The sequence below is a fragment of the Geobacillus sp. Manikaran-105 genome, assembly GCF_002809955.1.
Taxonomy (GTDB): Bacteria; Bacillota; Bacilli; order Bacillales; family Anoxybacillaceae; genus Geobacillus; species Geobacillus thermophilus.
On the sequence record NZ_PIJG01000023.1, the window covers coordinates 23,264 to 40,564 of the forward strand.

At 55.3% G+C, this 17,301-nt stretch carries 20 protein-coding genes, 1 tRNA gene and 1 pseudogene; 4 read left to right on the top strand and 18 right to left on the bottom strand.

Going from position 1 to position 17,301, the window contains the following annotated elements:
• Window positions 1-34 precede the first annotated feature (34 nt).
• The 3 genes from CV945_RS08360 to rpoN form a co-directional block, all read right to left on the bottom strand.
• Window positions 35-1,054: a sugar-binding transcriptional regulator gene (locus tag CV945_RS08360; RefSeq protein WP_100659546.1), complete on the bottom strand. Its 1,020-nt coding sequence runs from the start codon at window positions 1,052-1,054 to the stop codon at window positions 35-37.
• A gap of 122 nt (window positions 1,055-1,176) precedes the next feature.
• Complete coding sequence (locus CV945_RS08365) at window positions 1,177-1,422, bottom strand: glutaredoxin family protein (RefSeq protein WP_033006443.1); 246 nt, start codon at window positions 1,420-1,422, stop codon at window positions 1,177-1,179.
• 29 nt (window positions 1,423-1,451) lie between these two features.
• A complete protein-coding gene (gene rpoN / locus CV945_RS08370; protein ID WP_100659547.1) occupies window positions 1,452-2,759 on the bottom strand; it encodes an RNA polymerase factor sigma-54 in 1,308 nt (435 codons plus the stop codon).
• A 610-nt stretch (window positions 2,760-3,369) separates the two neighbouring features.
• Here rpoN and CV945_RS08375 point away from each other — a divergent pair.
• Together CV945_RS08375 and CV945_RS08380 are read left to right on the top strand one after the other, a co-directional pair.
• Entirely contained in the window at window positions 3,370-3,561 is a 192-nt protein-coding gene (locus tag CV945_RS08375) for a type II toxin-antitoxin system HicA family toxin (protein WP_033012080.1), read from the top strand.
• 24 nt (window positions 3,562-3,585) lie between these two features.
• Entirely contained in the window at window positions 3,586-3,996 is a 411-nt protein-coding gene (locus CV945_RS08380) for a type II toxin-antitoxin system HicB family antitoxin (protein WP_033012079.1), read from the top strand.
• Between the two features lie 123 nt (window positions 3,997-4,119).
• Here the strand turns inward: CV945_RS08380 and CV945_RS17045 are convergent, their stop codons facing one another.
• A complete protein-coding gene (locus CV945_RS17045; protein ID WP_033012077.1) occupies window positions 4,120-4,272 on the bottom strand; it encodes a hypothetical protein in 153 nt (50 codons plus the stop codon).
• Here CV945_RS17045 and CV945_RS17845 point away from each other — a divergent pair.
• A pseudogene (locus CV945_RS17845) lies at window positions 4,273-4,341 on the top strand (multidrug DMT transporter); the annotation flags it as partial.
• Between the two features lie 170 nt (window positions 4,342-4,511).
• Here CV945_RS17845 and CV945_RS08390 read toward each other — a convergent pair.
• Window positions 4,512-4,583 (bottom strand) — tRNA-Arg (locus tag CV945_RS08390).
• Between the two features lie 346 nt (window positions 4,584-4,929).
• Here CV945_RS08390 and clpP point away from each other — a divergent pair.
• Window positions 4,930-5,520, top strand: coding sequence for an ATP-dependent Clp endopeptidase proteolytic subunit ClpP (gene clpP / locus CV945_RS08400; RefSeq protein WP_033012074.1), 591 nt, complete (start codon window positions 4,930-4,932; stop codon window positions 5,518-5,520).
• 88 nt (window positions 5,521-5,608) lie between these two features.
• Here the strand turns inward: clpP and CV945_RS08405 are convergent, their stop codons facing one another.
• The 13 genes from CV945_RS08405 to hisD all read right to left on the bottom strand — a co-directional run bounded on the left by CV945_RS08405 (window position 5,609) and on the right by hisD (window position 17,263).
• Window positions 5,609-5,866 (bottom strand): HPr family phosphocarrier protein, encoded by a 258-nt coding sequence (locus CV945_RS08405; RefSeq protein ID WP_100659548.1) that lies wholly within the window; start codon window positions 5,864-5,866, stop codon window positions 5,609-5,611.
• Window positions 5,867-5,880: 14 nt separating this feature from the next.
• Window positions 5,881-6,843: a DNA-binding protein WhiA gene (whiA, locus tag CV945_RS08410; protein WP_033012071.1), complete on the bottom strand. Its 963-nt coding sequence runs from the start codon at window positions 6,841-6,843 to the stop codon at window positions 5,881-5,883.
• Window positions 6,844-6,980: 137 nt separating this feature from the next.
• The gene (locus tag CV945_RS08415) at window positions 6,981-7,934 is read right to left on the bottom strand and encodes a gluconeogenesis factor YvcK family protein (RefSeq protein ID WP_100659549.1); all 954 of its coding nucleotides are present in this window, start codon (window positions 7,932-7,934) and stop codon (window positions 6,981-6,983) included.
• On the bottom strand, window positions 7,931-8,827 hold the full coding sequence (gene rapZ / locus CV945_RS08420; protein WP_100659550.1) for an RNase adapter RapZ: 897 nt from the start codon (window positions 8,825-8,827) through the stop codon (window positions 7,931-7,933). The genes CV945_RS08415 and rapZ overlap by 4 nt, the downstream gene beginning before the upstream one ends.
• An 18-nt stretch (window positions 8,828-8,845) precedes the next feature.
• Window positions 8,846-9,304 (bottom strand): NUDIX hydrolase, encoded by a 459-nt coding sequence (locus CV945_RS08425; RefSeq protein WP_033012106.1) that lies wholly within the window; start codon window positions 9,302-9,304, stop codon window positions 8,846-8,848.
• Between the two features lie 313 nt (window positions 9,305-9,617).
• Window positions 9,618-10,574, bottom strand: coding sequence for a thioredoxin-disulfide reductase (gene trxB, locus CV945_RS08430; protein ID WP_033012068.1), 957 nt, complete (start codon window positions 10,572-10,574; stop codon window positions 9,618-9,620).
• Window positions 10,575-10,649: 75 nt separating this feature from the next.
• Window positions 10,650-12,119, bottom strand: coding sequence for a tetratricopeptide repeat protein (locus CV945_RS08435; protein WP_100659551.1), 1,470 nt, complete (start codon window positions 12,117-12,119; stop codon window positions 10,650-10,652).
• Between the two features lie 278 nt (window positions 12,120-12,397).
• Entirely contained in the window at window positions 12,398-13,045 is a 648-nt protein-coding gene (gene hisIE / locus CV945_RS08440; protein ID WP_100659552.1) for a bifunctional phosphoribosyl-AMP cyclohydrolase/phosphoribosyl-ATP diphosphatase HisIE, read from the bottom strand.
• Window positions 13,042-13,800 carry an imidazole glycerol phosphate synthase subunit HisF gene (gene hisF / locus CV945_RS08445; protein WP_100659553.1) on the bottom strand — a complete coding sequence of 253 codons (759 nt, stop codon included), beginning with the start codon at window positions 13,798-13,800 and terminating at the stop codon, window positions 13,042-13,044. Before hisF ends, hisIE begins: the two co-directional genes overlap by 4 nt.
• Window positions 13,797-14,531, bottom strand: coding sequence for a 1-(5-phosphoribosyl)-5-[(5-phosphoribosylamino)methylideneamino]imidazole-4-carboxamide isomerase (gene hisA, locus CV945_RS08450; RefSeq protein ID WP_100659554.1), 735 nt, complete (start codon window positions 14,529-14,531; stop codon window positions 13,797-13,799). The genes hisF and hisA overlap by 4 nt, the downstream gene beginning before the upstream one ends.
• Complete coding sequence (gene hisH / locus CV945_RS08455; RefSeq protein WP_100659555.1) at window positions 14,531-15,172, bottom strand: imidazole glycerol phosphate synthase subunit HisH; 642 nt, start codon at window positions 15,170-15,172, stop codon at window positions 14,531-14,533. Before hisH ends, hisA begins: the two co-directional genes overlap by 1 nt.
• 225 nt (window positions 15,173-15,397) lie before the next feature.
• A complete protein-coding gene (gene hisB / locus CV945_RS08465) occupies window positions 15,398-15,985 on the bottom strand; it encodes an imidazoleglycerol-phosphate dehydratase HisB (protein ID WP_033012056.1) in 588 nt (195 codons plus the stop codon).
• A gap of 3 nt (window positions 15,986-15,988) precedes the next feature.
• On the bottom strand, window positions 15,989-17,263 hold the full coding sequence (hisD, locus tag CV945_RS08470; protein WP_063329602.1) for a histidinol dehydrogenase: 1,275 nt from the start codon (window positions 17,261-17,263) through the stop codon (window positions 15,989-15,991).
• Between the last annotated feature and the right edge of the window lie 38 nt (window positions 17,264-17,301).

The window sequence follows — 17,301 nt, forward strand, 5'->3', positions numbered from 1 at the left end:
CCTCCTTGCGATTGGATTGTATCAGCAAGGGAGATTACTCCCCTACGAACGCTTTTGCGGCTCCTTCGTCCGTCACCAATAGCGAGTGCGGCGCCCGTTTCATGTACGCGCGAATGGCTTTCGCCTTCGATGCCCCTCCGGCGACGGCGATGACGTGTTCGACATGCGGGAGATGCTCAAGTTGAATGCCGACCGTTTTCACTTTATGGACGACGTCGCCGTACTCGTTGAAATAGTAGCCGAACGCCTCGGCGACCGCATGGCGGGCGATGATGTTCTCCATCTCTACAGGCGGCGTCTTCCGCCGCTTGGCCATCGTCACCGCTTCACCGATGCCATGGACGACCATGCGGCATGATTGGATGAGCTCAAGCACTTCTTTTACCGCCGGCTCTTCGACAAGCGACGCGTACGCTTCATCGCTCAGCTGGTCAGGCACGTGCAGCAACCGATAGCGGCCCATCGCTTTTTCCGCCATTTTCGCACAAATCGTGTTCGCCTGATTCTCGACATCTTCGCCAAGGCCGCCACGCGCCGGCACGAACAACACATCGCGAAGCTTCGAATCCGGCGTCATCATCTCCGCGACCGCCGCCATCGTCGTTCCGCCGGCCACGGCGACGATGTCCCCGGGCTCAAGCAGCTCCTTCATGCAGGCGACACACGCTCTACCCATTTCTTTTTTTACCCAAGGGGAACGGTCGCTATCCCCGGCAACGACAATCACCCGCGGAATGCCGAGCTGTTCCTGCAGCGCGGCTTCCAGCTCTTTGAGTCCGAGCGCTTCCCGCATCAAATCATTGAGCGTATGAAGGAGCGCCTGGCCTTCCTCCGTCAACCGCATGCCCGACACATCGGCGGAAAGCAAGTTTTGTCCTTTCAAAAATTCTGTTTCCGACCGGAGCACCCGCTCACTCATGCCGAGGCTCGCCGCCAGCGCCCGCCGCCCGATCGGCGCCATAAGCGAAATGGAGTGCAAAATCTCGTACCGTTTTTGCATAACGTCAAGCAAGTCGGGCGATAATTTTTTTAATGCCTCTACTAACGGTTGCATCGATCCTTCCCCTTAGCAGAACGTAGGGACGTTTTTTGTCCCGGTATGACATATTATGTCCCACCAATCGATAAAAAATTCCTCCCGCGCCATTTTCATTATAGCAGGAGGACGATAGCCGTTCAACTGTTTCGCACTTGCCGCAACCGCTTTCTCACCATTTCTTTTTCAATCATCCCATACCCGATTTCTTCCCCGTCAAGCTCGACGACCGGAATCATCAACTGATATTTCTCGAGAAGCGCGTCGTCTTCATAAATATCGATCTCTTCCATCGTAAACCGATAGTCTGCCTGCAGCTCCGTCAAAACCGCTTTCGCTTTGTCGCAAAGCGGACAGTTCGTCTTCGTGTACAACCGGATGTGCATCGCGTTCTTCCTTTCTTTCACCGGTCGCATCAAGCTCCGGTGTATTGCTTTCGTTTCGCCGAAGAAGGAATGCGCAGCTGCTCGCGGTATTTGGCGACCGTGCGGCGCGAAATGGCGATGCCGTATCGGCCATGAAGCAAATCGGCCAGCTGTTGGTCAGAAAGCGGCGCCTGTCGGTCTTCCGCCGCGATCAGCTCTTGGATGATCGATTTCACTTGAGCGGAGGAAGCCACCTCGATCGTTTCCTTGACCGTCGCGGCGTTCGAAAAGAAGCGGCGCAGCTCGATCGTGCCAAACGGCGTTTGCACATATTTATGACGCGCCGCACGGCTTACCGTCGATTCATGGACGCCGAGCTCCTCGGCCACCTCGCGCATCGTCATCGGCTTGAGCGCCGAAAGCCCAAACTCCAAACACGGGCGCTGGCGGTCGACAATGACCGCCATGAGCCGAAGAAGCGTCTGTTTTCGCTGCTCTAGGCTTTTTGCAAGCCATGTAAATTGCCGATATTTTTCTTTGATAAACTGTTCGGCATGCCGATCGCTCGATGCGGCGATGCGCCGCTCGTACTCCCGATTCCATCCGAGCTCCGGATGGATGTCATCATTATAGGCGGCCATCCAGTCCCCTTCCGCCCCGCGGACGACGATGACATCCGGCACCACCAAAGGCGGTGTTTCGCTCGAATAGTGAATGCCCGGCCGCGGCTCGAGTGTGCGAATGAGCTCGAAGACGCGCTGCAGTTCGCCAAGGCTGACGCCAAGCTGCTTGGCCAGCGTTTTCCACGACTTTTCCGCAAAAGGAATAAAATGATCACGAACGATCGTTTCCGCCAGCTCGTCGCGCTCCGGAAGACGTTCCAGCTGCAAAAGAAGGCATTCCGCCAAATCGCGGGCGCCGACTCCCGGCGGGTCAAGCGACTGCACAAGGCGCAGCCCCCGTTCCATCTCTTGTTCCGATGTGGAAAACCGCTCCGCCAGCTCGGCAAGCGGCACGCGCAAATAGCCGTCCTCATCGAGCGAGGCAATGAGATAACGGACGATGCGCTCTTCTTGATCATCGAGCTTGCATGCAGGCAGCTGCGAAAGCAAATAACCGCCAAGCGTCTCTGCGCGGGCGCCGATGTTCTCGAGCCATTGCTTTTGGTCTCTTTCGGTCCGGCTTGGCCGTTGCCGCACCCGAGTGCGGCGAATTTCCAAAAACGGGTTTTCCAGCGACTGTTCATATAAAAACGCTTCCAAATCCACTGCGGAATATTGCAACAGTTCAATCGCCTGCACCAGTTCCTTTGTCAGCGACAGCTGCAGCCGCTGCTCTTGCCATAACTCCGCCCTCATCGTCACGCCTCCCTTTCTTTTATTGTACACGACGGGAGCAGGAGGGGGTAGGAGAAATTTTTGACGGCGGAAAGCGGCCTTGTCGACCGCCCGAACCGGCGCCTGTTCAGACGAAAAAACCCAATGCCCCGCCCGAGCCCTTGATTTGGGAACCCTCTCGAGGAAAGCGGCGCGTCCGCTGCTGATCTAAAAGAAAAACAGCCTCCTAGGCGGCTGTTTTGCCTCGGCAGGATTATAACCATATACCAAGTATATGTTTTTTAACCTAAGGGTCTTTATTCCTTCCCATTTCCTCCTCACCGCCCCGCGCACTCGTTTATACGTATCGCGCCGGACCCCATGATCTCCATCCAGTCGCCCCAGGTCATTCTGTCCTTTTTCTTCATGTGGTTTAGCTTTTGTTATCGTTCAATACCTCGTGCAACTTCTACACGTGTATCACCTCACCTAAATAAAAAACGCCGCCCAATCGGGTGACGCAACGGAAGGAGGATTCGGTTTGCACCTTTCACTTATTAGTGGCATTTACACGACAAAAAACAAAAAATTGATTAAAAACTGTTTATACGTGTTAAAATACGTGTTATAATGTAATTAAGGAGGGAGGGAAATGAAGAGTTACTCTTCAAAGGAATTAATAAAAATCATACAACAAGATGGGTGGTACATAGTAAGAACAAGTGGCAGTCATCATCAGTTTAAACATCCCAGTAAACCTGGACTAGTAACCATCCCCCATCCAAAGAAAAACTTACCGATCAAAACAGTAAAAAGCATACTCAAACAGGCGGGACTATTATAAGCCCCCTAAAGGAGGTTAACATATATGCACAAAAAAGACCGCTATATTTATCCAGCTATTTTCGATTACAGCAGCGATGGAATATCTGTTGAGTTTCCTGATCTTCCTGGCTGCTTTACTTGCGGAGATACAGAAGAAGACGCTTTTAAAATGGCTAAAGAGGCGATGGCATTACACTTATACGGCTTGGAACAGGAAAATGAAGAGATTCCTGAGCCTTCAAAAGTATCGGAAATTCAAACAGAAAACAATCAAGTAATCGTGTTCATCGAGGTATGGATGCCACCTTTTAGACATGAAATGGAAAACAGAGCCGTTAAAAAGACGTTGACTATCCCGAAATGGCTTGATGATCTAGCGAAAGAACATAACGTGAACTACTCCCAAATTCTTCAAGAAGCATTAAAGAAGCATCTTGGCGCTACCGACCGATAAATACATTATAAAAAGCCTCTTCACTCGCAAAGGCAGCAGAAGAGGCTTTCGTTTATACGTTTTTTTTATTTTTTCTCCGACCGTTCAATCATTGTCTGAACACCACTTGAAGAGGTACACAAATCATTTGCAACTGTAGTCTGGATGAAGAAAGAGCGCTTCCAGATACTCCGTGGCGCCATACGCTTTGTCTGCGGACAAGGTCCGAATCGTGATCGACGGTTGGCGAAACCGAATCGAAGCCAGCTGCTCCAAACTCGTTTCCCGTTCCGCCATATTGTCACTACTCTGCAAACGTACTCGCATATTTTAGATGAGATGGAACAAAAAGAATCCCGGCAGGTCGTCTCGCGATGGCGGAACTGGATCGTACCAAATAGCCGTGCAAAATTCGTGCAAAATTTTTTCGGATTCTATCGTTTTTTTCGGGATTCCCCAAAAATGAAAAACGACCGCAAACGCGGTCGTATCAAGGAGTTTAGGAATTCTGATCCGAACGGGTCGGATACAAGTAGCGCCCTCGGCAGGATTCGAACCCACGCTAAGAGAACCGGAATCTCTCGTGCTATCCACTACACTACGAGGGCATATCGATTGATTGTTTTGCTGTTCCGTTCTGTTGCATGTTCTATTATAGCAGGATCGAAAAAAAATGCAAGGGGAAAATGCAATAAAAAAAGAGGAAAAATTGGGCGCCCATTCCACACCTTATCGCCTGCACCGACGGCCGCGGTTCTTCGCCCCGGTTGCAGAGGCGGCGGAAAACAGTGGTTTAAAAAATGAAAAAGCGGTTATGATGAAAAGAGGGATGTTCGCCGTCGTTCGCGAATATATATAACTGGCGGGAAGAGGGCATTTTGTTTGACCTTCATTGACCATTCGTGTATGATGAAGGCGTACATACTTTATGAAAGGGAAAAGGAGGCGTTTTGGATGTATTTGATTCCGACGGTCATTGAACAGACGAACCGCGGGGAACGGGCGTATGACATTTATTCGCGGTTGTTGAAAGACCGGATCATTTTCCTCGGCAGCCCGATCGACGACCAAGTGGCCAACTCGATCGTGTCGCAGCTGCTGTTTTTGGCGGCGGAAGACCCGGACAAAGACATTTCCTTGTACATCAACAGCCCGGGCGGTTCGATCACGGCCGGCTTGGCGATTTACGACACGATGCAGTTCATTAAGCCGGACGTATCGACGATTTGCATCGGCATGGCGGCATCGATGGGGGCGTTTCTGCTGGCGGCTGGCGCCAAAGGAAAACGGTTTGCCCTTCCGAACAGCGAGGTAATGATCCACCAACCGCTCGGCGGCGCCCAAGGGCAAGCGACGGAAATCGAAATCGCCGCGAAGCGCATTTTGTTCTTGCGCGACAAACTGAACCGCATTTTGGCGGAAAACACCGGCCAGCCGATCGAAGTGATCGAACGCGATACGGACCGCGACAACTTCATGACAGCGCAAAAAGCGATGGAATATGGCATTATCGACCGGGTGCTGACGCGTTCGGACGAAAAATAAGCCGAAACAATAAAGGCTGCTTCGGAAACGGAGCAGCCTTGTCTCATATTTGCCCGCGAACGCACCGACGGTCGTTCCGGCGCACCACTCACTTTTCTTTTTGCACATAGGCGGCGAGCTTTTCGATCGCTTCTTGCTCATCCGGACCGTCGGCAATGAGCGTGACCACCGCTCCATGGCCGATGGCGAGGCTCATCAAGCCCATAATGCTTTTCGCGTTCACCCGTTTCCCGTCTTTTTCTAAAAACACATCAGCGGAAAAACGGTTTGCCTCTTGGACAAACAACGCCGCCGGGCGCGCCTGCAGCCCGGTTTTCAATTTCACTTCGACTTGTCTTTCCACCATTCTCCATCTCCCCTTTACAGCGATTTATGGAAGTCGACCGGCTTTCCCGCCCGCAGCCGCTCCGCGATCTCATCGATTTTGCGCAGTCGATGGTTGATGCCGGATTTGCTGATTTTGCCGCCGGCGACCATCTCGCCAAGCTCTTTCAGCGTCACGTCTTGATGCTCGATGCGAAGCTTCGCGATTTCCCGCAGCTTCGCTGGCAAGGCGTCGAGGCCGATCGTCTCGTCGATGTAGCGGATGTTTTCGACTTGACGGAGTGCAGCGCCGATCGTCTTGTTCAAATTGGCCGTCTCGCAGTTGACAAGCCGGTTGACCGAGTTGCGCATATCGCGGACGATGCGGATGTCTTCAAAGCGGAGCAGCGCCTGGTGAGCGCCGATGATGTTCAAAAACTCGGCAATTTTCTCCGCCTCTTTTAAATACGTAATAAACCCCTTTTTCCGTTCCAACGTTTTCGCATTTAAAAAAAAGTGGCTGTTCATCAGTTCACATAAAGAGCGGTTATGATCCTCGTACAAAGAAAAAATCTCCAAGTGATACGAGGACGTCTCCGGATTGTTGACTGAGCCGCCGGCCAAAAACGCACCGCGCAAATACGAGCGCTTGCAGCACTTTTTCTTGACAAGTTCCGGATCGATGTCATGAATGAACGAAAAATCGCCGTTCCAAATGCAAAGATCACGGAGCAGCGGGGCGGCGCCGTCGGTAATGCGGACGATATACACGTTATTTTTCTTTAAACGCATTTTTTTGCGGACAAACAGCTCAACCGCGACGTCATACCCTTTTTTCAACAGCGTATAAATGCGCCGGGCGATCGCCGCATTTTCCGTTTGGACATCGACCGCCATCCGCCCGCCGGAAAACGCCAGTGAGCCGTTCATGCGCAACAGCGCCGACAGCTCGGCCCGCAAGCAGCAGCGCTTGACCTCTAAATTCGTCAGCTCCTTCTTCGTTTCGGACGCAAAAGACATGATCGTTCCACCTCCATTCGCTCCCGTACCGGCCGGTTGGAGGTGCCCAACTCTCGGCGCGGCCATGCGGCCGCCGCCCCTCGCGCCCCGTCTCCTTGGCCTATGCGTATGCGGACCAAGCACACAGCGCCCGCCGTCTAGCAGCGGGGAAGCAGCCCGAGAAGGAGGGCGGCGACTTTCCCTGTATTATGGCGAATGACCCCATCCTCGTACGTGACAATATCGTCGCGGATGACTTGCAACGAAAGCCCGCTGCTGTCGTCACGCACCGGCTCGGCCCGCTCCTCTTCATACCGGCGGCGGATGGATTCTGGAATCGCCCCGCTGTTGACGATGACAGCATCCAAAAACGGGACGCCAAGATGGTCATGAAGCGCCTTCACATGGTCGCTCACCGTATAGTGCGGCGTCTCGCCGGCCTGGGTCATAATGTTGCATATATAGACTTTTTTCGCCTTCGCCTTGCACACTTCCTGCCCGATTTTCGGCACGAGCAAGTTCGGCAAAATGCTTGTGTACAGACTCCCCGGGCCGATGACAATCAAGTCGGCGCCGCGGATGGCGGCGGTCGTCTCCGGCAACGGTTCAATATCTTCCGGGGTTAAAAACACCCTCTTAATTTTTTTCCCCGCGCCAGGAATTTTCGACTCGCCCGAAACAATGGTACCATCTTCCATTTCCGCGTGCAACACGACGCTTTTGTTCGCCGCCGGCAACACTTGGCCGCGCACGTTCAACACTTTGCTCATTTCGCGGATCGCCTTCACAAAATCGCCGGTGATCGATGTGAGCGCCGCCAAAATCAAATTGCCGAGCGAGTGTCCCGATAAGCCGTTGCCGTTTTGAAAACGGTGTTGAAACAGCTCAACAATAAGCGGTTCGACATCAGACAGCGCGGCGAGCACGTTGCGCACATCCCCAGGCGGCGGGATGTGCAGTTCATCCCGGAGCCGCCCGGAACTCCCCCCGTCATCGGCGACGGTGACGATAGCCGTCAAGTCAAGATCGTGCTGTTTCAGACCCCGAAGCAGGACGGGAAGCCCAGTGCCGCCGCCGATGACGACGATCTTCGCTGCTCGTTTGTCTCTCATCGATGCGCTTCCTTTCTCCTCTCCATGTCCCGGTGCGAGACAACCGTTTTATAATCGGCGGAAAAATGGCGGGCGATATGCTCAGCGAGCGCCACGGAACGATGCTGACCGCCCGTGCAGCCGATGGCGATCACCAGCTGGCTTTTTCCTTCGCGCTGGTAATACGGCAGCATAAACGCCAGCAAATCAATCAGCTTTTCCAAAAACTTTTGCGTTTCTCCCCATTTGAGCACATATGACGCCACTTCCTCATCGAGCCCGGTTTTCGGCCGCATATGCTCAATGTAGTGCGGGTTCGGCAAAAAGCGGACATCAAACACCAAGTCAGCGTCAATCGGGATGCCGTATTTAAATCCAAACGACATAACGTTGACCGTAAAGCCGGACTGGGCGTGCAATGAAAACTGGCGGACGATTTTCTCCCGCAGTTCGCGCGGCTTGAGCCCAGTCGTGTCATAAACGATTTGCGCCCGCCCTTTGAGCTCCTCAAGCAGTTTCCGCTCCAGGCGGATGCCTTCAAGCGGCGGCTCATTCGGCGCGAGCGGATGCGTCCGCCGCGTTTCTTTATAGCGGGCCACAAGCGTCGAGTCTTGCGCATCCAAAAACAAAATTTGCGGCATAATCCACGCCTGCCCGGCCAACTCATCGAGCGCGGCAAACAAGTGGTCGAAAAAGTCGCGGCTGCGCAAATCCATGACGAGCGCGACTTTATTCATTTTATTCCCGGACTCTTTCACAAGCTCCAAAAACTTCGGCAACAGCGTCGGCGGCAAGTTGTCGACGCAAAAAAAGCCGAGGTCTTCAAAGCTTTGGATCGCCACCGTTTTGCCCGCCCCGGACATGCCGGTGATGATGACGAGTTGAATCGGTTGCTGCGCCCCGTGTTTCCCCATTTTTCTGCTCCCCTTCCGCTAACTTGGATCAAGACGATATGAAAGCAGCTCAAACTCCTCCGTATATACAAACGTTCCGTACATGACCCCTTCGCCTTTGACAGCGTATTCTAAAATATGGTAGTCTCCTGGGGCCATCGGCAACGTGGACAGCGCTTCAACCTCATGCCAAGCGAGCGTCCCTTCTTCGGAAGACGGCACGTTTTCGCCGATGAAGTCGTCGGCGAAAAACGTAAACATCATCCACTCCGACACCGTTTCATTCCCGTTTTTCATCACGATCGTAAAAACGCCCTTGAGCCTCGGATTTTTCAAATAAATGCCCGTCTCTTCCCGGTATTCACGAATGCAAGCTTCACGCACCGTTTCACCGGGCTCCATTTTGCCGCCTGGGGCGACCCACCACCCGCGCTTTGGTTTTTGCAAAAGCAACACGCGGCCGTCTTTATATAGTACGCAATTCGTTACCCGTTGCAAGTCGTTCCCCCCAACTGTTGCGCGCATCTCATTGTTTTTATTTTACCATAAATGGCTAGGCCGCTCCACCTTCAAACCGTTGGAAAACGCCCGTCTGTCAAAACGCCGGCGGCCTTCCCGCACTCCGCCCGGCCAACGCCTTTCGCGCCCAGCGAGCGCCAGACAAAAAAAGACGCGGACAAATGCCCGCGCCAAAAAGGATCTATATAAAAGGGGGTCAATTGCTTACTTATAGCATACGACAAATGTGTTGCGCTCGTGTTACATCTGGGTTAAATAACCATTACGATTTGATTGCGATTTGGTTACCGGATCAGCTGACTCCTTGCTTATGGAGCTTTTCTTTCAGTTCCTCAACGTAATGCTGGGCGCTTTGCGCAGCGATGCTGCCGTCGCCGGTGGCCGTCACGATTTGCCGGAGCGTTTTTTCCCGCACATCGCCGGCAGCGAAAATGCCCGGTACTTTCGTTTCCATTTTCTCGTTCGTCACAATATAGCCGTTTTCATTCGTGATGCCAAGGCTCGCAAACGGCTTCGAGAGCGGCACCATCCCGATGTAAATGAACACGCCGTCGCACGGAAATTCACGTTCTTCGCCCGTTTGCGTATGCACAAGCGTCACGCTGCCAACTTTCCCGTCTTTTTCGTTGATTTGTTTTACCGTATGATTCCAGATGAAGTCAATTTTTTCATTGGCAAACGCCCGGTCTTGCAAAATTTTTTGCGCCCGCAGCTTGTCGCGGCGATGGACGATCGTCACTTTGCTGGCAAAGCGCGTCAAATACACCCCTTCTTCGACCGCCGAGTCGCCCCCGCCGACGACCACCAGTTCTTTTCCTTTAAAAAACGCCCCGTCGCACACCGCACAGTACGACACGCCGCGGCCGCCGAGCTCCGCTTCCCCTGGCACGCCGAGCTTTTTGTATTCCGCCCCGGTGGCGATGATGACGGCGCGCGCCTTGTACTCTTTGTCGCCGACGATGACCGTTTTGTACGCCTCGCCGTCGATGATGTCTTTCACATCGCCGTAAGCGTATTCCGCGCCGAATTTTTTCGCATGCTCAAACATTTTCGTCGCCAATTCCGGCCCTAAAATCGTCTCAAAGCCCGGGTAGTTTTCCACTTCTTCGGTATTCACCATCTGCCCGCCCGGGACGCCGCGCTCGATCATCAAGGTCGACAAATTGGCGCGAGATGTATAGACAGCCGCCGTCAGCCCCGCCGGGCCAGCTCCGGCGATAATGACATCGTAAATTTTTTCCTCTGCCACACCGTCCACTCCTTCGCTCGAGAATCCTTCCATTTTCATCGTATAGAAGTCGGTTCGCCCTGTCTATTGATTTGCTCATGACCATAGTTGGCGCGCTTTTTGCACATATTTTCCCACCGTTGCCGCCGAGACGCCGTATTTGGCCGCCATCTCTTTTTGCGTCACTTTCTCTCCTTGCTGGCGGCGCCACATGTATTCAATCGCCGCCGCCCACGCCGCTCCGTTCGCAAACCGTTCGCCATCGGCCAGCGGATGGACGGCAATCGCAAACGCAAAGCGGCAGAGTGCTTCCTTTTCTTCATTATTTGCCGAAAGCGCATCGACCATGCGGCCGACGTTCCCCGCCCGGGCGGACGGGCCGTCGGTCAAGCCAAATAAAAACGAGTCGATGAATGGACGCAAGCGCGGGTCGGCCGGCAACAAGCGGCAGACCGCCAGCGACATGGCCGTTTCCTCCGCTTGCTTCGAGCGGCTGAACAAATATAAGCCGTACAACTGGTCAGCCAATCCTTCCTGCTCAATCCAGCGGATGATGCGGGCAAACGCTTCGTCGAACGACGGAACAGCCCACGGCTCCTCGCCGCGCTTTTCCGGATGAAACACGAGAAACTCTTCCCACATGTTCCGAGCGAGCGATTCATGCCCCGTATGGTAGGCGGTGCAGGCGAGCCAGTAGTAAAACGGCCCGTCGCCGCGAAAGCCGCTTTTGTACAGGCGGTGCAGCCAGCGGAACGCCAAATCGAACCGTCCGACAAGCGCGAACGTCGCCCCGAGCTTGTATTGATGCTCATGGAAAAACGGATAAAGCCCGGCGAGCGTCCGGCAAAGGGAAGAGACTTGCTCCTGATCATGCAAGTAATACGCGAAAACGAGCGCATTGCAAAGCGCATGCAAGTTGCCGGGGTCGCGCTCAAGCACATTCTCCAGCTTCTCTTTTGCCTTCTCGACCTGGCCGCTGTAAAAATACGCAAGCGCCAGGTTGTTGTGCGCCGCCCACACGTCCGGATAGCGGGCGACAATCGCCTCGAGCGCCTCAATCGCTTCCGCAAACCGCTCCTCCTCAAGCAACCGGCGGGCGCGATCCTCGAGCGCCATAAGGTCTTCCTGCTCCTCCGTCCATTCCGGACCATCGAGCCGAAGCAGCTCAAGCAAGTCGGCGGCATCGTCGGCAAACTCCCCGTCCGGCTCATTCGCCAAGTACTGTTCAGCGTATTGCCGAGCCTCGCGGAACAAGCCGAGGCAGGCGAAATTGTTCGCCAAAAAATACAAACAGTCGTCCATCGTTTCATCGAGATCATGAATAATTTTGAACAGCCATTGGTTTGAAAACTGGTATTCACCAAGTTCGGACAATACTAGCGCCAGCTGCAGGGCAAACGACGCATCGCGCTCATCCAAACGGACGGCGCGCTCGAAATACTTCCTCGCCTTATGCAAATCGCCCCGATCGTATGCTTTCATTCCTTTTTTGAAAAAATACTCTCCGTTCTGGATAAACGGCACAATCGTCGCTTTTCGTGATGACTGCTTCAGTTGTTTTCCCATTCTGTCCTCCGTTGTCCGTAAAATTCGTCGAACAACAGTATATCATATTGGCCGCTGAAACAAACAACAAAACTCAGCTCAAAAACATGGCAGCCGCGCCATCGCCGTCCGCCAAACGGCGGAGACGTCAAAAAAGGATGCCCCGCCCTCCGGCTGCCTCCGCGGTTCGCTCACGCGAGCCATGAGCCCGGCAGTCTGAGTGGCGGGCATCCCGTTTTCCCATTCCTCCGTTTCCAATCGTCCCCGTGAACAAGCCTTCGCCAACCATCGGCTTACGATTAGGTTTGTTCCGCTGCTTCCGTTTTTTGTGCGTGCCGCTCGGCAAGCGTTGCCAGCACGGCGTCAAGCGGCAGCTTTTGTTCCCGCAACAGCACAAGCAAATGGTACAACAAATCAGCCGCTTCCCATTTCAGCTCGTCATGACTCCGGTTTTTCGCCGCAATAATCACTTCGGCCGCTTCTTCGCCGACTTTTTTCAAAATTTTATCGACGCCTTTTTCAAACAAATACGTCGTGTACGACCCTTCTGGCCGTTCGGCGTCGCGCTTGGCGATGATCTGTTCGAGCTTGTTCAAAATGGCGAACCGGTCGGCCTGCGGCGCGCGCGCCGCGCCGTCCAGCGAGCGGGAAAAGCACGAATACGCGCCCGTATGGCACGCCGGACCCGCCGGCTCGACGAGCACAAGCAGCGCATCGGCGTCGCAGTCGTAGCGGATGTCGACAACGCGCTGCACGTTTCCAGATGTCGCCCCTTTATGCCACAACTCTTGGCGCGAGCGGCTGTAAAACCACGTTTCGCCCGTCTCCAATGTTTTTTCGAGCGACTCTTTGTTCATATAGGCGAGCGTGAGCACTTCCTTGCTTTGCGCATCTTGGACGATCGCGGGCACCAGCCCTTTTTCGTCAAAGCGAATGTCCGCCGTCATCGCACGTTCACCCCTTTTTCTTTTAAGTACGCTTTCACTTGCCCAACCGACGTCTCTTTGTAGTGGAAAATCGAAGCCGCGAGCGCCGCGTCTGCCTTCCCTTCCGCAAACGCTTCGAGGAAATGCTCGGCCTTGCCGGCGCCGCCGGACGCAATGACCGGAACGCTGACCGCTTCGCTCACCCGCCGCGTCAAGGCAATATCAAAGCCGTTTTTGCCGCCATCGGCATCCATGCTCGTCAGCAAAATCTCCCCGGCGCCAAGACGGACCCCTTCCTGCGCCCAAGCGACGACTTCCCAATTCGTGGCGTTGCGGCCGCCGTGCGTATAGACGCGCCATGAACCAAGCGTTTCATCGTATTTCGCGTCAATGGCGACGACGATGCATTGCGAGCCGAAAAAGTCCGCCCCTTCCGCGATCAAGGCCGGATGGAGCACCGCGGCGGTGTTGAGCGACACTTTGTCCGCGCCCGCGCGCAGCATCCGCTTCATATCGTCAAGCGAATGAATCCCCCCGCCGACCGTAAACGGAATGGCGAGCTCGGCAGCGACGCGCTCGACGACATCGACCATCGTTTTCCGCCCTTCATGGGAAGCGGAAATGTCCAAAAAGACGAGCTCGTCCGCCCCTTGCTCATCGTACGCCTTCGCGAGCTCCACCGGATCGCCGGCATCGCGCAGCTGGACAAACTGCACTCCTTTGACGACGCGGCCGTCTTTCACATCGAGGCACGGGATGATGCGTTTCGTGATCATCGCTCGCTCACCGCCTTTAACGCTTCCGCAAGCGTAAACTGATTCGTATAAAGCGCCTTGCCGACGATCGCCCCACCGATGCCTTGTCCAGCATATTGGCAGAGCGCGCGCAAATCGTCAAGCGAGCTGACGCCGCCAGAAGCAATCACTTCTTTTCCCGTCGCCTCGGCCAACCGGACCGCGGCGGCGATGTTCGGGCCCGACAGCGTGCCGTCCGTTGCAATGTCCGTAAAGACAAACGTCTCCGCCCCCGCCTCGGCGAGCATCCGCCCGAGTTCTTCCGCTTTCACGTTGGACGTCGCCAGCCACCCTTCCGTCGCCACGAAGCCGTCGCGGGCGTCAATGCCAATCACGATGCGGCGGCCGTATGTTTGGAGCATCTTTTTCACAAACGGCGGATCGGCAATGGCCGCGCTTCCTAAAATGACGCGGGCGACCCCATTTTCTAAATAATGCACGATATCCTCTTCCGTCCGGATGCCGCCGCCGACTTGCACGTTGACGCCCAGGCGGGCCGCTTCAATGACAAACCGGTCGTTGACGCGCCGCCCTTCTTTCGCCCCGTCCAAATCGACCATATGAATCCACTCCGCCCCTTGGGCCGCGAATTGCTCGGCCATCGCGACCGGCGAATCGCCGTACACCGTTTCTTTGCTGTAATCGCCTTGCAGCAGGCGGACGCATTTGCCGCCGCGCATATCGATCGCCGGATACACCGTAAACGCCGCCATCAGCGATTCCCCCTTCCCGTGACGATGCCGACATAATTGTTCAAGATGCGCATGCCGACCGCCCCGCTTTTTTCGGGATGAAACTGCGTGCCCCAGACGTTGCCGCGCCCGACAACCGCCGGAACGTCCACGTCATACTCGCTGCTCGCGAGCACGACGTCCTCATCGCCCGGGACGACGTAATACGAATGGACAAAATACACATGCCCTTCCTCGACGCCATGAAGAAGCGGCGACGGGCGATGGAAACGGAGCCGGTTCCAGCCCATATGCGGCACTTTATACCGTTCACCCGTTTTCGTCACACCCGGAAAGCGGACGACGCGGCCGCGCAAAAGCCCAAGCCCTTTGGTCGGCCCGTTTTCCTCGCTTTCGTCAAACAACAGCTGCATCCCTAAACAAATGCCAAGCAGCGGCGTGCCGTTTTCAGCCGCCGCACGGATGAAATCGGCCAACCCGGTTTCACGCAAAATGTGCATCGCATCGCGAAACGAGCCGACACCGGGCAAAATCAGCCCGCGCGCCTGCTCGAGCTCCTCTTTGTCGCCGCTTAGGACATACGGACAGCCGAGCCGCTCGAGCGCTTTGCTGACGCTGTATAAGTTGCCCATGCCATAGTCGATGATCCCGATCATCGTCATCCCATTCCTTTCTTCCCTGATCCATGCCCATCCCCTTGTTCAATGAACAACGGTATGGCGGCATGCTTTTTTACGGCGCTCCTTCCATGTGCAAACCTCTCCTTGGCATCCGGTCGCCTTTCCTGCATCCATGGAGCTTTTCCCGCAGGAAGCGCTGCCTCGATCCGACCGCCTTTCCTGCGCCTGCGGAACTCTTTCCCCACGGGGGGCGCCCCACTCCATCGGCTACAGCATCCCTTTTGTCGACGGAACGCCTTTGACGCGCGGGTCGATCATCGTCGCTTCATCGAGCGCCCGCCCGAGCGCTTTAAACACCGCTTCGATCATATGGTGCGTATTGCGCCCGTAATGGACGATGACATGCAAGTTCATGCGCGCTTCAAGCGCCAGTTTCCATAAAAACTCATGGACGAGCTCAACATCGAACGCGCCGACTTTCGCTGCCGGAAACTCGCCGCGAAACTCAAAATGCGGGCGATTGCTCAAGTCGATCACAACTTGCGCCAAGGCGTCATCCATCGGCACAAACGCGTTGCCGTACCGCTTGATTCCTTTTTTGTCGCCAAGCGCTTCCTTGATCGCCTGCCCGAGGCAAATGCCGATGTCTTCCGTCGTATGGTGGTCGTCAATATGCGTGTCGCCTTTGGCGTCAATGCGCAAATCGAACTGGCCGTGTTTCGCAAACAAATCGAGCATATGGGTCAAAAACGGCACGCCCGTTTCCAGTTCGGCTTTTCCTTCACCATCAATCGCCAAACGCAGCTCAATGCTCGTCTCGTTCGTCGTTCTCGCGACCGTCGCTTCCCTTGCCATCGTTCATTCCCCCTTCTTCAGCCGCATCTCAACGGCGCGCGCGTGCGCCTCGAGCCCCTCGAGGCGGGCAAACGCGGCGATTTTGCCGCCGTGTTGTGCCAATGCCGCATCGCTGTAAACGATCACGCTTGATTTTTTCACAAACTCATCGACACTCAAACCACTTGAAAACCTTGCCGTCCCGTTCGTCGGCAGCACGTGGTTCGGCCCGGCGAAATAGTCGCCGACCGGCTCGGAGCTGAAGCGGCCGAAAAACATCGCCCCTGCATGGCGGAGCTTCCCTAATAGCGCGAGTGGTTCGGCCGTCATCACTTCCAAATGCTCCGGCGCCAGTTCGTTCACGACATCGACCGCTTCCTCAAGCGTCTCCGTGACGTAAATGGCGCCATGGTTCTCAAGCGCCGCTTGGGCGATGCCGCGGCGCGGCAGCGTTTCAAGCTGTCGTTCGACTTCACTCGCCACCGCCAGCGCCAATTTCATCGACGGCGTCACCAAAATCGCTGACGCCCGCACGTCATGCTCGGCTTGCGACAACAAATCGGCCGCAATCTCATCCGCATGCGCCGTCTCATCGGCGAGCACGACAATTTCGCTCGGCCCGGCGATCATGTCGATCGCCACATGCCCAAACACTTCCCGCTTCGCCAATGCGACATAAATATTGCCCGGCCCGAAAATTTTGTCAACCGGCCGGATCGTTTCCGTCCCGTACGCGAGCGCGGCGATCGCCTGCGCGCCGCCGACTTTGTAAATTTCCGTCACCCCAAGTTCATAGGCCGCCGCCAGCACGCCAGCCGGAAGCGCGCCGTCTTGGTTTGGCGGCGAGGTGATGACAATCCGCTTCACTCCCGCCACTTGTGCGGGAATGACGTTCATGAGCACAGACGACGGGTAAGCGGCCGTCCCGCCCGGCACGTACAATCCGACCGCATCAAGCGGCGTTACCTTCTGCCCGAGAATCGTGCCGTCTTCGTTCGTCATCCACCATGATGAGCGCTTTTGCCGCTCATGATAGGCGCGAATGTTGGCCGCCGCTTCGCGAATGATCTGAAGCATCTCCGCGTCCATCGCCGCATGCGCCCGCTCCAGTTCCGCTTCCGTCACCTTGAGCGAATCCAAGCGGACGCCGTCAAACCGTTCCGTGTATTCTTTCAGCGCTTCGTCGCCGCGGGCGCGCACAGCGGCGATGATATCGAGCACCGCACGCCGCTGCTCCTCCGTTCCGCTTTCAATCGTCCGCCTTAGCGACACGCCACCTCGGATCCGTTCGATTTTCATCGTTCGCTCCCCTTTCTATGGCATCGATCCGTTTTCCT

Bases quoted from the DNA above. Each gene is read 5' to 3' on its own strand.
- CV945_RS08360 (WP_100659546.1), bottom strand. From the start codon at position 1,054: ATGCAACCGTTAGTAGAGGCATTAAAAAAATTATCGCCCGACTTGCTT.
- CV945_RS08365 (WP_033006443.1), bottom strand. From the start codon at position 1,422: ATGCACATCCGGTTGTACACGAAGACGAACTGTCCGCTTTGCGACAAA.
- rpoN (WP_100659547.1), bottom strand. From the start codon at position 2,759: ATGAGGGCGGAGTTATGGCAAGAGCAGCGGCTGCAGCTGTCGCTGACA.
- CV945_RS08375 (WP_033012080.1), top strand. From the start codon at position 3,370: ATGAAGAGTTACTCTTCAAAGGAATTAATAAAAATCATACAACAAGAT.
- CV945_RS08380 (WP_033012079.1), top strand. From the start codon at position 3,586: ATGCACAAAAAAGACCGCTATATTTATCCAGCTATTTTCGATTACAGC.
- CV945_RS17045 (WP_033012077.1), bottom strand. From the start codon at position 4,272: ATGGCGGAACGGGAAACGAGTTTGGAGCAGCTGGCTTCGATTCGGTTT.
- clpP (WP_033012074.1), top strand. From the start codon at position 4,930: ATGTATTTGATTCCGACGGTCATTGAACAGACGAACCGCGGGGAACGG.
- CV945_RS08405 (WP_100659548.1), bottom strand. From the start codon at position 5,866: ATGGTGGAAAGACAAGTCGAAGTGAAATTGAAAACCGGGCTGCAGGCG.
- whiA (WP_033012071.1), bottom strand. From the start codon at position 6,843: ATGTCTTTTGCGTCCGAAACGAAGAAGGAGCTGACGAATTTAGAGGTC.
- CV945_RS08415 (WP_100659549.1), bottom strand. From the start codon at position 7,934: ATGAGAGACAAACGAGCAGCGAAGATCGTCGTCATCGGCGGCGGCACT.
- rapZ (WP_100659550.1), bottom strand. From the start codon at position 8,827: ATGGGGAAACACGGGGCGCAGCAACCGATTCAACTCGTCATCATCACC.
- CV945_RS08435 (WP_100659551.1), bottom strand. From the start codon at position 12,119: ATGGGAAAACAACTGAAGCAGTCATCACGAAAAGCGACGATTGTGCCG.
- hisIE (WP_100659552.1), bottom strand. From the start codon at position 13,045: ATGACGGCGGACATTCGCTTTGACGAAAAAGGGCTGGTGCCCGCGATC.
- hisF (WP_100659553.1), bottom strand. From the start codon at position 13,800: ATGATCACGAAACGCATCATCCCGTGCCTCGATGTGAAAGACGGCCGC.
- hisA (WP_100659554.1), bottom strand. From the start codon at position 14,531: ATGGCGGCGTTTACGGTGTATCCGGCGATCGATATGCGCGGCGGCAAA.
- hisH (WP_100659555.1), bottom strand. From the start codon at position 15,172: ATGACGATGATCGGGATCATCGACTATGGCATGGGCAACTTATACAGC.
- hisB (WP_033012056.1), bottom strand. From the start codon at position 15,985: ATGGCAAGGGAAGCGACGGTCGCGAGAACGACGAACGAGACGAGCATT.
- hisD (WP_063329602.1), bottom strand. From the start codon at position 17,263: ATGAAAATCGAACGGATCCGAGGTGGCGTGTCGCTAAGGCGGACGATT.